This is a genomic window from Kitasatospora sp. NPDC057940, from assembly GCF_042887425.1.
GTDB lineage: Bacteria > Actinomycetota > Actinomycetes > Streptomycetales > Streptomycetaceae > Kitasatospora.
In genome coordinates this window covers 113,484-128,617 of sequence record NZ_JBHVPH010000016.1, presented here as the reverse complement: position 1 = coordinate 128,617, position 15,134 = coordinate 113,484, and the positions used below count along the sequence as shown (strand labels likewise).

Below are 15,134 nucleotides of genomic sequence, written 5' to 3'. Positions count from 1 at the left end.
GCCTTCCGGAAGGGGGCCGTCCGCGGTGCCGGGATCAGGCGGCGGGATCAGGCGGCGGGGCCGGACGGCGGGGTCAGACGGCCGGGTGGGCGCCGGGCGGGGCCAGCAGGTGGGCGAGCAGGCGGGCGGCCGGGGTGGCGGCCAGCCGGTCGAGGGTCACCGGGTCGCCGGCGCCGTCGGCGACCGGCAGGCGCCAGTTCGGGTACTGGTCCCAGGTGCCGGGCAGGTTCTGCGGGCGCGGATCGCCGACCAGGTCCGGCAGCCAGACGCCGACCAGCTCCGCCGGGGTCGCGCGCAGGAAGCGGTACAGCACCGGCATCGACAGCGGCTCGCCCGGCGCGAGCAGCCCCCGCGCGGTCAGCTCGGCCCGCCAGTCCGCCAGCTCGGCCACCGCCTCCTCCTGCTCCTCGCCCAGCGGACGGGCCAGCAGTCCGAGCCGGTGCCGCAGCTCGACATGCTCGCCGGAGAGCCGGGCGGCGGTGCTCGGCAGGTCGTGGGTGGTGAGGGTGGCCAGGCAGCCCGGGCGCCAGCGGTCCGGGGCGAGGATCTCCCCCGCCGCCTGCCAGTCCCGCTCGAACCAGAGCACGGAGGTGCCGAGGATCCCGCGCGCCGCCAGCTCCTCCCGGACGCCCGGCTCCACCGTGCCCAGGTCCTCGCCGATCACCGCCGTCCCGGCCCGGTGCGCCTCCAGGGCCAGCACGCCGAGCATCGCCTCGGCGTCGTAGCGGACGTACGCGCCCTCGGTCGGCGGGTGGCCGTCCGGCACCCACCAGAGCCGAAACAGGCCCATCACGTGGTCGATCCGGACCGCGCCCGCGTGCCGGGCCGCCGTGCGCAGCAGTTCCGCGTACGGGGTGTAGCCGGCCGCCGCCAGCGCGTCCGGGCGCCAGGGCGGCAGGCCCCAGTCCTGGCCGTGGGCGTTGAAGGCGTCCGGCGGGGCGCCGACGGAGATGCCGCCGGCCAGCACGTCCTGGAGCGCCCAGGCGTCCGCGCCGTCCGGGTGGACGCCGACGGCCAGGTCGTGGATCAGGCCGACCGGCATGCCGGCCTGCCGGGCCGCGCGCTGGGCCCCGGCGAGCTGCTGGTCGACCTGCCAGGCGAGCCAGCGGTGGAACTCGACCCGGTCGGCGAGCTCCCGGGAGGCGTGCCCCACCTGTGGGCCGTCCGGGTGACGCAGCCCCTTCGGCCAGCCGTGCCAGTCGGCGCCGTGCGCCTCGGCGAGCGCGTTCCACAGTGCGTTCCGGCGCAGCCAGTCGCCCTCGCGGCGCTGGTAGGCCTCGTACGCGGCCTGACGGCCGGGGCCGCGCGGCACCTCGTGCAGCAGTTCCAGCGCCTCGCGCTTGAGCGCCCAGACGGCGTCCCGGTCGATCAGGCCGTCGTGCCCCAGCACCTCGTCGCGCAGCCGGGCGGCCCGGCGGCCCAGCTCCTCCGCCTCGGCGCGCTGGTCACCCGTCAGATAGGCGTACTCGGGGACGGCCTCGACCCGCAGGTGCACCGGATCGGCGAAGCGGCGGGAGGAGGGGCGGTAGGGGGACGGGTCGGTGGGGGCGGCGGGCGCGGCGGGCAGCGCCTGGTGCAGCGGGTTGATCTGGACGAAGCCCGCGCCGAGGCCGGCGCCCGCCCACTGGGCCAGCTCGGCGAGGTCGCCGAGGTCGCCCATGCCCCAGGAGCGGTCGGACAGCACGGAGTACAGCTGGGCGAGGAAGCCCCAGCTGTAGCCGGGCAGCGGGGGCAGCTTCTCCGGTGCGACGATCAGCGCCGCCTGGGCCTTGCCCTCGCCGCACTCCGCCCTGAGCACGTGCCGCCCCAGCGGCAGGTCCGGCGGCAGCCAGTGCGAGTGGCCGCGCGGCAGCTCCCACACCCCGCCGTCCTCCAGCTCCACGTGCAGCCGCGCGTCGGCCGGCACGTCCAGCGCCGTCCGCCGCCCTTGCCGGACCACCACGCAGGGCGGCAGCAACCGGGCCTGCTGCGCGGCCCGGTGACGCTCCAGCGCCTCGCGCGCCTGCTCCGGCGTCCCCGCCGCCACCCCCAGGGCCGCCAGCACCGCGACCAGCGTGCGCGCCCCCACGGTCACACCCCCCGGCCCCGGGTACCGGGTGTCCACCCCGTACGCCTGCGCCAGCGCCACCAGTTCGGGCGGTGGCGGCGGCGCGTCCTGGCTCGGAACCCTCAGCCCGTCGGCTCCGTCACGGTCGAGATAAGCGGCCACTCGCGGCTCCTGCGATGTCTCGGCAACGCCTGGTCAGGACGACCACAGTCCTACCCGGGTGACGGCCCGACGACGCTGCGCGACACGACCGCGCGGGTGGATCGGCCTGGCGGCCGGGGGCCGCCGCGGCCCCGGAGCGAATTCTCGAACCGGGGCAGACCAGGCATAGCGGGCGGTCGCGTTGACACCGGGTTGGGTAGCTGGTGGGGTTGCGGCGATGTGGTCCAGGCCTGGCGAGGAGGCTCCTGTGGAAGCCCGAGTGTCCGTTGTGGCCGGGCGGCGGCTGCGGCAGCGGTTGGAGCGGAGTGCGGCGCTGTGGGAGGTGCTGCACCACCCGGCGGCGCTGGCGGCGCGGCGGGCCACGGCGCGGACGTGCCGTCAACTGGCGCCCAGGACGGCGGACCGGCTGATCGCCGGGCTCAAGGGGACGGAACCGCTGCTGGCGCCGGGGCGGCCGGGGCGGCGGACGCTGCAGATCGCGGCGGGGGTCGCGGCGGCGGCGGTGGTCGGTGGGTTGCTGGCCGGGCCGGTGCCGTCGGCGGCGTACGCGGCGTCGGCGGGGCCGGAGGTGGTGAGCAGCGCGCCGCAGACGCCGCTGGGGAGCATGACGAACCCGCAGGTGTTCCCGCGTCCGCAGGAGCAGACGGTGGCCGGCAAGCCGGTCGCGGTGCCGGCCGCGGTGACGCTGGTGCCGGCGCCGGACGCGGACCTGGGGGCGTTGGACGCCGTCCGGGAGGTGCTGGAGATCGCCGGGGCGACGACCGTGACCCCGGAGCCGGACGCGGACGCCGACGCGCCGGCCGCCGGGTCGCTGGTGGTGTACGTCGGCGGACCGGCCGAGGCCGCCGGCGGCGGGACGGACCGGGCGCTGCGCGCGCTGTCCGCCGCGGCCGGCGGCAAGGACGGCGCCGCCCCCTCGACGGCGGGCATGCCGGCCGGCGGGTACGTGCTGTCGGTCGGTCAGCTGCCCGCCCGGGGCGGCGGGACGTACGGCGCGGTGGTGCTGGCGGGCGCGGACCCGGCGGGCACCTTCTACGCCGCGCAGAGCCTGCGTCAGCTGCTCGCCGCCGTCCCGGCCGGGCAGGGGCAGGCGCCGGGCGCCGCCGGGCTGGGCCTGCCCGGGATCACGCTGCGGGACTGGCCGAGCGGCGCGCCGGTGCGCGGCACCGCGGAGGCGTTCTACGGCAGCCCGTGGACGGCGCAGCAGCGGCTCGACCAGGTGGACTTCCTCGGCCGCTCCAAGCAGAACTTCTACCTCTACGCCCCCGGTGACGACCCGTTCCGGCTCTCCCGCTGGCGCGACGCCTACCCCGCCGCCCGGGCCGACGAGCTGCGCGAACTGGGCGCCGCGGCCCGGCGCAACCACGTCACGCTCGGCTACGCGATCGACCCGGGGCAGTCCCTCTGCTTCAGCTCCGGCAAGGACGTGAACGCGCTGGTGGCCAAGCTGGACGGGCTGCGCAAGCTCGGCTTCACCGCCTTCCAGCTCCAGTTCCTGGACGTCAGCTACGACGAGTGGCACTGCGGCGACGACCGCGACACCTACGGCACCGGCCCGGCCGCGGCCGCCAAGGCGCAGGCCGCGCTGGTGACCAAGGTGCGGGACCGGCTGATCGCGCGCAACCCGGGCCTGGCGCCGCTGTCCGTGGTGCCCACCGAGTACCACAAGCAGGGCGTCACGCCGTACCTCAAGGCGCTCGCCGCGGCGCTGCCGGACGGCGTGCAGGTGGCCTGGAGCGGGGGCGGGGTGATCCCGGAGAAGATCACCGGCGCCCAGGCCGCCGAGACCGGCGACCTGTACGGCCACCCGCTGGTCACCATGGACAACTACCCGGTCAACGACGCCAGCCCGGACCGGCTCTTCCTCGGCGCCTACACCGGGCGCGAACCGGAGGTGGCCACCCGCTCGGCGGTGATGCTCACCGGCGCCATGCAGCAGCCGACGGCCTCCCGGATCGCCCTCGCCACGGCCGGCGACTTCGCCTGGAACCCGGCCGGCTACCGGCCGGAGGACTCCTGGCAGGCCGCGGTGCGCTCGCTCGCCGGCCCGACCGGCGCCGGCAGCACGCCCACCGGCACCGCCCTGTCCGCGGTCACCGCGCTGGCCGGCAACAGCTCCTCCTCGCCGCTGTCCAAGCAGGAGTCCGGCTACCTGACGCCGCTGCTCGACCGGTTCTGGGCCGCCGCCGAGCCCACCTCGGGCACCGCGTCGGACCTCGCCAAGCTGATAGAGGCCGCCGCGCCCCTGCGGGACGCCTTCGCCGCGATGGCCACCGCCCAGCAGACCCTCGCCGGCACCCAGGCCACCGCCCAGCTCGCCGCCGAGGCCGCGCCCTGGCTCGCCCCGCTGCACGACTACGGGCTGGCCGGGCAGTCCGCGCTGGACATGCTGCTGGCCCAGCACGGCGGCGACGGCGCGGCCGCCTGGAAGGCCCGGGTGGAGCTCAACCGGCTGCGCGAGCAGCTCGCGCAGAGCCCGGCCACGATCGGCGCGGGCGTGCTCGACCCGTTCCTGGAGCGGGCCGTCGGGGCCGCCGACAACTGGGCCGGGGTGGCCGGCGGCGGGATCACCCCGACCACCACCATGGGCACCGCGCACGACCACCTGCCCGCGCTGATGACCGACGGCGTGGCCGACACCTTCTACTGGAGCTCCGCTCCCCCGCAGCCCGGCGACGCGGTCGGCGTCGACCTCGGCGGCGGGCGCCCGGTCGGCGCCGTCACCGTGCTGATGGGCTCCTGGGGCAACGGGCCGGACGGCCGGAGCGCGGTCGACGACTACCTCCACGACGGCGTGCTGGAGTACAGCACCGGTGAGGGCGGCTGGAAGCAGCTCGCCGTGGTCAAGAACCAGAAGTCGGTCAGCGCCAAGCTGCCGGCCGGTTCGGTGGTGCGGGCCGTGCGGTTGCGGGCCACCGCCGCCCAGAAGACCGCCGTCGCGGTGCGCGAGTTCACCGTCACCGCGCCCGACGACGCCCCCGCCAGCGTCACCGGCGGCCCCGCCGCGCTGCCCGGCTCCTCGGCGTCCGCGGTGCTGGACGGCAATCCGGACACCGCGTACCGGGCCGCCAAGCCGCCGACCGCGCAGGACGAGCCGCTCACCGTCGAGCTGGGCGCCGCCCGCCCGCTCGACCGGCTCACCGTGCTCACCGACCCGGGCGTGCACGCCACCGCCACCGTCTCGGTGCGCCGCTCGGACGGTGGCTGGGCGGACATCGGCACCGTGCAGCCCGGCTACAACGAGCTGCCGGCCGGCGGGCAGGCCGCCGACGCGTTCCGGCTGACCTGGAAGCCGGGCGGCGACCCGCCGGTGGTCAACCAGGTGATCCCCTGGTACGCGGACGTCCCGGCGGCCCGGCTCAGCCTGTCCGACCCGACCCTGGACGTGGTGACCGGCGCCGCCGCGCCCGCCCAGGCCCGGGCCACCGTCGAGGCCGGCCGCCCCGAGGGGACCAGCGGCGAGCTGCGCACCGAGGTGCCGGCCGCGGCCAAGGGCCTGACCGTGACCCCGGCGGCCGGGGTGACCGTGCCGCGCGGCGGCCGCATCGGCGTGCCGCTGCTGGTCAGCGCCGCTCCCGGGACGCCGTTCGGGACGTACCAGGTGCCGGTGGAGTTCGTGGCCGGCGCCACCACCGTGAAGCAGGTGCTCCAGGTGCGCGTGGTGCCGCCGACCAGCGGTCCGGACCTGGCGCTCGGCGCGAAGGCCACCTCCTCGGGCGACGAGACGCCGAACTTCCCCGCCTCGGCGGTCACCGACGGTGACCCGAAGACCCGCTGGTCCTCCCCCGCCAAGGACGACGCCTGGGTGCAGCTGGAACTGCCGCGGGCGCCCCACCTGGGCGCGGCGGTGCTGCACTGGCAGGCCGCGTACGCCGCCGCCTACAGGCTCCAGGTCTCGGCGGACGGCACCACCTGGACCGACGCGGCGACGGTGGACAACGGCAAGGGCGGCGACGAGACCGTGCGCTTCGACGCGCCGGGCGCCCGGTTCCTCCGGGTGCAGGGCGTGGCCCGGGCCAACAAGTACGGCTACTCGCTGTGGGGCGTCGAGCTGTACGCCGTCACCCCGCCCGCACCGTCGCAGCCGCCGGCCGTCCCCCCGGCCCAGCCGGGCGGCGGCGCCACCACCGCGCCCACGGCCCCGCCCACGGCCCCGACCGCTCCGAGCGCCCCGGCCACGCCCCCGGCCACACCCCCGGCGGGTGGTACGACGGGCGGGACGACGCCGCCGAAGCAGTAGCCGCCGCGCCCCCGCCGGACAACGCGGCGGGCCGCCGTGCTCCCCGGTGGGGGGCGCGGCGGCCCATGAGGCGTACCGACGGTATGACGGGCTGGCCCTTGTGGAGCGGGGTCAGGCGGAGAGCGGTTCGGGCTGCTCACCGCGGCGGACGGGGGCGGAGTGGGCCGAATGCGCCCGGCCGAGCGGGACGGGGAGGCCCTGCTCGGTATGGTCGAGGTGTTCGTACTCGCCCCACTGCGGGGCGCGCAGTTGGTCGGAGCCGCCGTACGGCTCCAGGTAGGGGCGCCAGCGCGGGTCCTTGATGCCGGTGCCGATGATCCGCCAGGCGAGGCCGCTGGGCGGGGCCGGTGGGCGCTTCATCCGCCAGCCGAGTTCGGTGAGGTGCCGGTCCGCCTTGGTGTGGTTGCAGCGGCGGCAGGCCGCCACCACGTTGTCCCACCGGTGCTGGCCGCCCCGGCTGCGCGGGATGACGTGGTCGACGCTGGTGGCGGCGGCCCCGCAGTAGACGCAGCGGCCGTGGTCACGGGCGAACAGCGCCCGGCGGGTGAGCGGGACGGGCCCGCAGAACGGGACCCGGACGAAGCGGGTCAGGCGGACGACGGACGGCGCCGGAAGGGCGCTGGTGGCGCTGTGCAGAGTGACTTCCGAGTCCTCCAGGCTGACCGCCTTGTGGTTGAGGACGAGGATGAGTGCGCGGCGCATCGATACGACGCCGAGTGGCTCGTAGGACGCGTTGAGGACCAGGACATGCGGCACGGATGCCTCCTTGGACGCCTGCGGCGCGTGGCTCGCGCCGGGACGAGCGGTTGGATCGCACAACTGGTGCGCGATCTCCCCCAGTGTCGCCTTACGCCTTTGTACGGCGCCACCACTCCTGTGTAACGGACCTGGTGTGAACTTCGGGTGTGGCCTCTGTCATAGCCGGTATGCCCTGGGGAAGGTCGGGTTGCACCCGGGTGCCCCCGGGGTGCCGCCCGTGGCCCTCCCGGGGGAGCGCTCGGCCGGTCGGAGCAGCGGTCGACCCCGTCGTCCGGGGGAGCGCACCGGTGCGCTGACGGGGCGTTCGTGTTGCTCCGTACGCCCTTCGGCGTGTCCGGTCGGGTGTTCGGCGCCGGTTAGGCTGAGGCGGACGGTCCGCGGGCCGCGTGCCGCGGCGCGGGCCCGCCACCACCCCTTGCAGGAAGGCCCGCACGTGTTCCGCTCCGGCGCCACCGGTATCGCCGACGCGTCCTCGACGCTCTCCACTCCGACACCGGCGCCCAGCCCGACCGCGCCGCAGCTGCCGCAGCTGGACCTGAGAATCCCGACCAGCGCGCAGGAGGTCAGCGACACCACCAAGCAGGCCGCCAGCTGGTTCGACACGCACTGGCAGGGCTGGCTGGCCGGCGGGGTGCGGATCGTCTTCATCGTGCTGCTGGCCCTGGTGCTGCGCGCCGTGGTGCGCAAGCTGATCACCCAGCTGATCACGCGGATGGCGCGCTCGCACGACCACCACGAGGAGAGCCGGCTCGGCGGGCTGCTGGCCAACACCGGGGTGGTGAACCCGGAGCGGCGCCAGCAGCGGTCGGAGGCGATCGGCTCGGTGCTGCGCAGCGTGGCGTCGTTCTCCATCCTGGGCACGGCCGCGCTGATGGTGCTGTCCGCGCTGGGCGTGAACCTGGCGCCGCTGCTGGCCAGCGCCGGTGTGGCCGGTGTGGCGATCGGTTTCGGCGCCCGCAACCTGGTGACGGACTTCCTCTCCGGGGTCTTCATGATCATGGAGGACCAGTACGGCGTCGGCGACGAGATCGACACCGGGGTGGCCGCCGGCACGGTGCTGGAGGTCGGCCTGCGGGTGACCAAGCTGCGCGGGGCCAACGGCGAGATCTGGTACATCCGCAACGGCGAGGTGAAGCGGATCGCCAACATGAGCCAGGGCTGGTCGACCGCCTCGGTGGACGTGCAGGTCGGGTACAAGGAGGACCTGCTGCGGGTCGAGGACCTGATCCAGGAGACGGCCGAGGCGCTGTCCAAGGAGTCGCCGTACGACGAGCTGGTCTGGGCGCCGGTGTCCGTCCTGGGCGTGGAGTCGGTCGCGGCGGACTCGGTGATGGTGCGGATCGAGGCGCGGACCGCGCCGGGCAAGGCACCGACGGTGTCCCGGGCGCTGCGCCAGCGCCTGAAGACGGCCTTCGACCAGGCCGGGATCAAGGTCAAGGAGGAGGTCGCACCGGTCGCCGCCGCGGCGACGGCGGCCCCGGCCACCGGGGTGGTGATCTCCCCCGCGACCGAGCCGGCACCGCCGTCCGCGCTGTCCGACCCGACCTCTCCCCGGTACCGGGCGACCGAGCCGATACCGGCGCCGAGGCCGACCGACGACCTCGCCAAGCCGTAGGGCCCCAGGCCCGGCAGCACGAAGCCCCGTTCCCAAGACCCTTGGGAACGGGGCTTCGTGCTGTCCGGTAACGCTTCGGCATCCTCCGGGCCACGGACCATTGACACCCCGCTGACGGGGCCCGTACGGTCCTTCCCAAGCGACTGGAAACTTTCCTAACAGTTCGGCTCCCCGAACCGCCGGGTTCACCCTCGTCGCTCCCCCCACCAGCCGGAAGAGGAGGATTTCGCGCGTGACCAAGACCACCGCCAAGGCCCCCCTCGCCGGCACCCCCAGCCTGCTGCGCGCCATCAACGACCGCGCCGCCCTCGAACTGCTGCTGGAGAACGGCCCGCTCTCCCGCACCCAGATCGGCACCCTGACCGGCCTCTCCAAGCCCACCGCCTCCCAGCTGCTGGCCCGCCTGGAGGCGGCCGGACTGGTCCTGCCGGTCGGCACCACCGCCGGCGGCCCCGGCCCCAACGCGCAGCTGTACGAGGTGAATCCGGCCGCCGGCCACGTCGCCGGGCTGGACGTCACCAACAGCGAGATCAGGGTCGCCGTCGCCGACATCACCGGCTCCACGCTGGCCGAGCACGCCGTGCCGACCAAGGGCGTGCCGGCCGCCGAGACCGTCGCCAAGGTCGCCGCCGCCGTCGCCGAGACCGTCCGCGCCGCCGGACTGGCCGCGGGCAGCCTGCGCACCGCCGCGATCGGCGTCGGCGGCGCCCCCGACCCGGTCACCGGCAAGCTGCGCTACGCCTCCCACCTGCCCGGCTGGCACTCACCGCGGCTGGTCGAGGAGCTGTCCGAGGCGATCGGCGCGCCCGTGTCGATCGAGAACGACGTGAACCTCGCCGCCGTCGCCGAACAGGCCTCCGGCGCGGCGCGGGGTTCCGAGGACTTCGTCCTGCTCTGGGCCGGTGCCGGCACCGGCGCCGCGATCGTCATCGCCGGCCGGCTGCACCGCGGCTTCACCGGCGGCGCCGGGGAGGTCGGCTACATGCCGGTGCCCGGCTCACCGGTCGCGCGGGACGTGCGCCGCCGCAAGTTCGGCGGGTTCCAGGAGCTGGTCGGCACACCCGCCGTCCGGACCCTGGCCCGCGAGCACGGGCTCGGCGCGCCCACCGCCGAGGACTCGATCGCCAAGGCCCTGGAGACCCCGGGCGCCGGCGACGCCTTCCTCGTCGAACTGGCCGGCCGGCTCGCCGTCGGACTGGCCGCGATCGTCGCCGTCGTCGACCCCCAGCTGGTGGTCCTCTCCGGCGCGGTGCCCACCGCGGGCGGCGAACGTCTGCGCGCCCTCGTCGAGGACGAACTGGCCAGACTCTCCATCGCCCGGCCCGAGGTCCGCAGCAGTGCCCTGCCCGGCTCGCCCGTCCTGCTCGGCGCCCTGCAACGCGCGCTGGCGGACGCCCGCGAGGCGGTCTTCTCCACCCACTGACAGCAACCCCACTGACAGCCACCCACGGACAGCCGCCCACCGGCGCTCACCGAAGCCCACCCACCGACGCTCCCCGGTCGCCCGTCACCCCGCACGCACCCTGCACCCACCTCTCCCACCCCCCGAACGCGGGCCCCGAGGCAATGACGCCTGCCCGCGCACCCCCAGGAGGACCTCGAAGTGCACTCCACCACCTCCCGCAGAGGCCGTCGCACGATCGCCGCCGTCACCGGCACCGCCGTCCTGGCCCTGCTCGCCACCGCCTGCACCGGCGGCAGCGAGAGCAGCGGCGGCGACGACTCGGCCAGCGGCAAGGACGTCACCATCACCTTCTGGCACGGCTGGAGCCAGGACAACGAGGTGAAGGCGATCAACGACAACATCGCCGCCTTCGAGAAGGCCCACCCCAACATCCACGTCAAGGCCGTGGACAACATCGCGGACGACAAGGTCAACCAGGCCCTGCGGGCCGGCGGCGACGACGCGCCGGACGTGGTCTCCTCCTTCACCACCAACAACGTCGGCATGTTCTGCTCGACCAAGGCGTTCACCGACCTCAAGCCGCTGCTGCAGAAGAGCGGCATCGACCCGGTCAAGACCTTCCCGGCCGCGATGCTCAACTACACGCAGTTCCAGGGCAACCAGTGCTCGCTGCCGCTGCTCGGCGACGCCTACGGCCTCTACTACAACAAGAAGGCCTTCGCCGACGCGGGCATCGCCAACCCGCCGAAGACCTTCAGCGAGTTCGCCGAGGACGCCAAGAGGCTGACCCTCGCGGACGGCGACGGCTACAAGCAGCTCGGCTTCATGCCGCTGTACCACGGCTACGAGTCGACCACCGAGCACTTCCTCGGCCAGTACGGCCCGACCTACTTCGGTGCCGACGGCAAGTCGAACATCGCCACCGACCCGAAGGTCGCCGCGATGCTCAAGTGGCAGAAGGACATGGTCGACCAGCTCGGCGGCTACACCAAGCTGGAGAAGTACCGCGCCACCTTCGGCGAGGAGTTCAGCGCCAAGAACCCCTTCCTCACCGGCCAGGTCGCGATGGCCATCGACGGCGAGTGGCGCACCGCCGCCCTCGCCGAGAACAAGCCGAACTTCGACTGGGCCACCGCCGCGTTCCCCGTCCCGGACGACCAGGCCGACACCTACGGCCGCGGCTACCAGACCGGCACCATCGTCGGCATCGCCAGCAGCAGCAAGAAGCAGGCCGCGGCCTGGGAGCTGGTCAAGTACCTGACCACCGACACCGACGCGGTGGTCAGCTTCGCCAACGCGATCCACAACGTGCCCAGCACCTTCGACGCGCTCAACTCGCCGAAGCTGACGAACGACCCGAACTTCAAGACCTTCATCGACGTCGCCAAGAACCAGCACTCGGGCACCACCCCGGCGGCCGTCAACGGCAGCGGCTACATCGCCTCCCTGCAGAACCTCGGCTACGACTACGAGTCCGGCAAGCAGCCCGATCTCGCGGCCGGCCTCGCGGCCACCGCCAAGGAGATCGACGCCGCCATCGCCCAGGCGAAGTAGCGGAAACGGTCCACGGAGCTCCCATGTCACTCGCGTTCGGCACCCGCAAGGGCACCGGATCGACCGACCCGGCGGCGCCCTCCACGCAGCACCTGCTGCGCCGGAAGCGCCGCCGGGAGGCGGCCCGCAACCTCGCCTTCCTCTCCCCCTGGCTGATCGGCTTCGGCGTCTTCTTCCTGTACCCGCTGATCTCCACCGTCTACTTCTCCTTCACCAAGTACAACGGCTTCGGCGCGCCCACCTTCAGCGGCCTGAAGAACTGGGACTACGTCTTCAACGACCTCCCGGCGTTCTGGCAGGGCCTGCGCAACACCGTGTGGCTGGTCTTCATCATGGTGAGCCTGCGGGTCGCCTTCGGCCTCGGCATCGGCCTGCTCATCACCAAGGTCAAGACCGGCGTCGGCTTCTTCCGCACCGCGTTCTACCTGCCGTACCTGGCACCGCCGGTGGCCGCCACCGTCGCCTTCGCGTTCCTGCTCAACCCCGGCACCGGCCCGGTCAACCACTTCCTCGGCGAGCTCGGCCTCCCGCAGCCCGGCTGGTTCGCCAGCGCCGACTGGTCCAAGCCCGCGCTCACCATGCTCGCGATGTGGGGCATCGGCGACCTGATGGTCATCTTCATGGCCTCGCTGCTCGACGTCCCCAAGGAGCAGTACGAGGCCGCCGAACTGGACGGCGCCGGCCCCTTCCAGCGGTTCCGGTACGTCACGCTGCCGAACATCTCGCCGATCATCATGTTCGCCGTGGTCACCGGCGTCATCCAGACCATGCAGTACTACACCCAGGCGATCGTCGCCGGGAAGGTCGCCGGCGGCATCGCGGGCAACTCCGGCCAGCAGTTCGAGCCCGGCTTCCCGCAGGGCTCCACCTGGACCCTGCCGCAGATGGTCTACAACCTCGGCTTCCAGCGCTTCAACTACGGCGCGGCGTGCGTCGTCGCCCTGGTGCTGTTCGCCATCTCGATGGCCGTCACCTCGCTCCTGCTCCGCCGCAAGTCCGGCTTCATGGCGAGCGACGACTAGTCCGTGTGCTGCGGACCCAGCGGACCGATGAGGACCCGATCATGACTCTCAGCTCCACACTCACCAAGGCGCCCGCCCCGGCCGGCACCTCCCGCGCCTCCGGCCCGGCCGCCCGGGCGGCCCGCCGCCGCGCGGTGCTCAACTGGGTGGCCGTGCACTCGCTGGCCATCGCCGCCGCCCTGTTCTTCCTGCTGCCGTTCGTCTTCGCCTTCCTCACCTCGGTGATGACCGACCAGCAGGCACTCACCACCGACTACTGGCCCACCTCCTGGCAGTGGGGCAACTACGGCAAGGTCTGGGACACCCCCGGCTTCCTCACCTGGTGGCGCAACACCCTGCTCTACGCGGGCCTCGGCACCGTGCTGACCATCGTCTCCAGCCTGCCGGTCGCCTACGCGCTCGCCAAGTTCCGCTTCCGGGGCCGCAACCTGGCGCTGATGGCCGTCATCGCCATGATGATGCTCCCGCCGCAGGTCACCGTCATCCCGATGTACCTGTTCTGGGCCAAGCAGCTCGGCCTCGGCGGCTCGCTCTGGCCGCTCATCATCCCGATGGCCTTCGGCGACGCGTTCTCGATCTTCCTGCTGCGCCAGTTCCTGCTGACCATCCCCAAGGAGTACATCGAGGCCGCCCGGATCGACGGCTGCGGCGACCTGCGCACCCTGCTGAAGGTCGTGCTGCCGATGGCCAAGCCGGCCATCGCCGCCGTCGCCCTGTTCCAGTTCTTCTACTGCTGGAACGACTACTTCGGCCCGCAGATCTACGCCAGCAACAACCACGAGGCCTGGACGCTCTCGTACGGCCTGGAGTCGTTCAAGGGCGCCCACCACACCAACTGGAACCTCACCATGGCCGCCACCCTCCTCGTGATGGCACCGGTGATCATCCTCTTCTTCTTCGCACAGAAGGCCTTCATCGAAGGCGTGACACTGACAGGGGTCAAGGGCTGATGTCCGCTCTCAAGTTGGCAATCGTCGGCGGCGGTTCGACGTACACCCCGGAGCTGATCGACGGCTTCGCCCGGCTCCGCGACACCCTGCCGATCGGCGAGCTGGTGCTCATCGACCCGGCCGCCGACCGGCTGGAGCTGATCGGCGGGCTCGCCCGGCGGATCTTCGCCAAGCAGGGGCACGGTGCCGTCGTCACCACCACCGGCGACGTCGAGGCCGGTGTCGCCGACGCCGACGCCGTGCTGCTGCAACTGCGCGTCGGCGGGCAGGCCGCCCGCAACCGGGACGAGACCTGGCCGCTGGAGTGCGGCTGCGTCGGCCAGGAGACCACCGGCGCCGGCGGCCTCGCCAAGGCGCTGCGCACCGTCCCGGTCGTCCTCGACATCGCCGAGAAGGTCCGGCGCGCCAACCCGGACGCCTGGATCGTCGACTTCACCAACCCCGTCGGCATCGTCACCCGCGCGCTGCGCAACGCCGGCCACAAGGCCGTCGGCCTGTGCAACGTCGCCATCGGCTTCCAGCGCAAGTTCGCGACCCACCTCGGCGTCGACCCGGAGCTGGTCCGGCTCGACCACGTCGGCCTCAACCACCTCACCTGGGAGCGCGGCGTCACCCTGCTCGACGCCCCGGGATCGGCGACGGGCCGGGAGGTGCTGCCGGAGCTGCTCGCCGCGCACGGCAAGGCGATCGCCGAGGACCTGCACCTGCCGCAGCCCGTCATCGAGCGGCTCGGCGTCGTACCGTCCTACTACCTGCGCTACTTCTACCAGCACGACGCCGTCGTCGAGGAACTCAAGGTGCAGGGCTCGCGGGCCGCCCAGGTCGCCGAGATCGAGCGGCAGCTGCTGGAGATGTACGCCGACCCGGCCCTCGACACCAAGCCGGAACTCCTCGGCCAGCGCGGCGGCGCGTTCTACTCCGAGGCGGCGGTCCAGCTGATCGCCGCGCTGCTCGGCACCGGCGGCGGGACGTCCGTGCAGGTCGTCAACGCGCCGAACAACGGCGTGCTGCCGTTCCTGCCCGACGACGCCGTCATCGAGGTCCCGGCCGAGGTCGACGCGAACGGCGTCCGACCGCTCCCCCAGCGGCCCGTCGAGCCGCTGTACGCCGGCCTCATCGCCGCCGTCACCGCGTACGAGCACCTCGCCCTCGACGCCGCCCTGCACGGCGGCCGCGACCGGGTCTTCGACGCCCTGCTCGCCCACCCGCTGGTCGGCCAGCTCGAACTCGCCGACCAGCTCACCGATCGGCTGCTCGCCCACAACCGCGAGCACCTCGCCTGGGCCTGACGGCCCGGGGCCCGGCTTCGCACCCGGGCCCCGTCCGGAAAGCTGCCCGGCCCGCGATATGAGGGTGTCGCGGGCCGGGCACTGCGAGGAG

9 protein-coding genes are annotated in these 15,134 nt (G+C 73.9%); 7 read left to right on the top strand and 2 right to left on the bottom strand.

Annotated elements, in window-relative coordinates; genetic code table 11:
* Positions 1-73: 73 nt before the first annotated feature.
* Positions 74-2,209 carry a 4-alpha-glucanotransferase gene (gene malQ / locus ACFVTF_RS23580; protein WP_387816253.1) on the bottom strand — a complete coding sequence of 712 codons (2,136 nt, stop codon included), beginning with the start codon at positions 2,207-2,209 and terminating at the stop codon, positions 74-76.
* Positions 2,210-2,468: 259 nt separating this feature from the next.
* On the opposite strand from malQ, the gene ACFVTF_RS23575 reads away from it, so the two are divergent.
* Positions 2,469-6,449 (top strand): beta-N-acetylglucosaminidase domain-containing protein, encoded by a 3,981-nt coding sequence (locus ACFVTF_RS23575; protein WP_387816251.1) that lies wholly within the window; start codon positions 2,469-2,471, stop codon positions 6,447-6,449.
* A 111-nt stretch (positions 6,450-6,560) separates the two neighbouring features.
* Here the strand turns inward: ACFVTF_RS23575 and ACFVTF_RS23570 are convergent, their stop codons facing one another.
* Positions 6,561-7,205 carry an HNH endonuclease gene (locus ACFVTF_RS23570; RefSeq protein WP_063349454.1) on the bottom strand — a complete coding sequence of 215 codons (645 nt, stop codon included), beginning with the start codon at positions 7,203-7,205 and terminating at the stop codon, positions 6,561-6,563.
* Positions 7,206-7,641: 436 nt separating this feature from the next.
* Between ACFVTF_RS23570 and ACFVTF_RS23565 the strand changes: the two genes are divergently transcribed.
* The 6 genes from ACFVTF_RS23565 to ACFVTF_RS23540 all read left to right on the top strand — a co-directional run bounded on the left by ACFVTF_RS23565 (position 7,642) and on the right by ACFVTF_RS23540 (position 15,043).
* Entirely contained in the window at positions 7,642-8,823 is a 1,182-nt protein-coding gene (locus tag ACFVTF_RS23565; protein WP_371519198.1) for a mechanosensitive ion channel family protein, read from the top strand.
* Positions 8,824-9,055: 232 nt separating this feature from the next.
* Complete coding sequence (locus ACFVTF_RS23560) at positions 9,056-10,246, top strand: ROK family transcriptional regulator (protein WP_244293469.1); 1,191 nt, start codon at positions 9,056-9,058, stop codon at positions 10,244-10,246.
* A gap of 180 nt (positions 10,247-10,426) precedes the next feature.
* Positions 10,427-11,782 (top strand): ABC transporter substrate-binding protein, encoded by a 1,356-nt coding sequence (locus ACFVTF_RS23555; RefSeq protein ID WP_371519196.1) that lies wholly within the window; start codon positions 10,427-10,429, stop codon positions 11,780-11,782.
* Between the two features lie 23 nt (positions 11,783-11,805).
* Complete coding sequence (locus tag ACFVTF_RS23550) at positions 11,806-12,804, top strand: carbohydrate ABC transporter permease (protein WP_387816248.1); 999 nt, start codon at positions 11,806-11,808, stop codon at positions 12,802-12,804.
* Between the two features lie 41 nt (positions 12,805-12,845).
* Positions 12,846-13,754: a carbohydrate ABC transporter permease gene (locus ACFVTF_RS23545; protein ID WP_371519194.1), complete on the top strand. Its 909-nt coding sequence runs from the start codon at positions 12,846-12,848 to the stop codon at positions 13,752-13,754.
* Positions 13,754-15,043 (top strand): 6-phospho-beta-glucosidase, encoded by a 1,290-nt coding sequence (locus tag ACFVTF_RS23540; RefSeq protein WP_371519192.1) that lies wholly within the window; start codon positions 13,754-13,756, stop codon positions 15,041-15,043. Before ACFVTF_RS23545 ends, ACFVTF_RS23540 begins: the two co-directional genes overlap by 1 nt.
* Positions 15,044-15,134 lie beyond the last annotated feature (91 nt).

Coding starts and splice junctions, on each gene's coding strand:
- ACFVTF_RS23545 (WP_371519194.1), top strand. CDS start 12,846: ATGACTCTCAGCTCCACACTCACCAAGGCGCCCGCCCCGGCCGGCACC.
- ACFVTF_RS23550 (WP_387816248.1), top strand. CDS start 11,806: ATGTCACTCGCGTTCGGCACCCGCAAGGGCACCGGATCGACCGACCCG.
- ACFVTF_RS23540 (WP_371519192.1), top strand. CDS start 13,754: ATGTCCGCTCTCAAGTTGGCAATCGTCGGCGGCGGTTCGACGTACACC.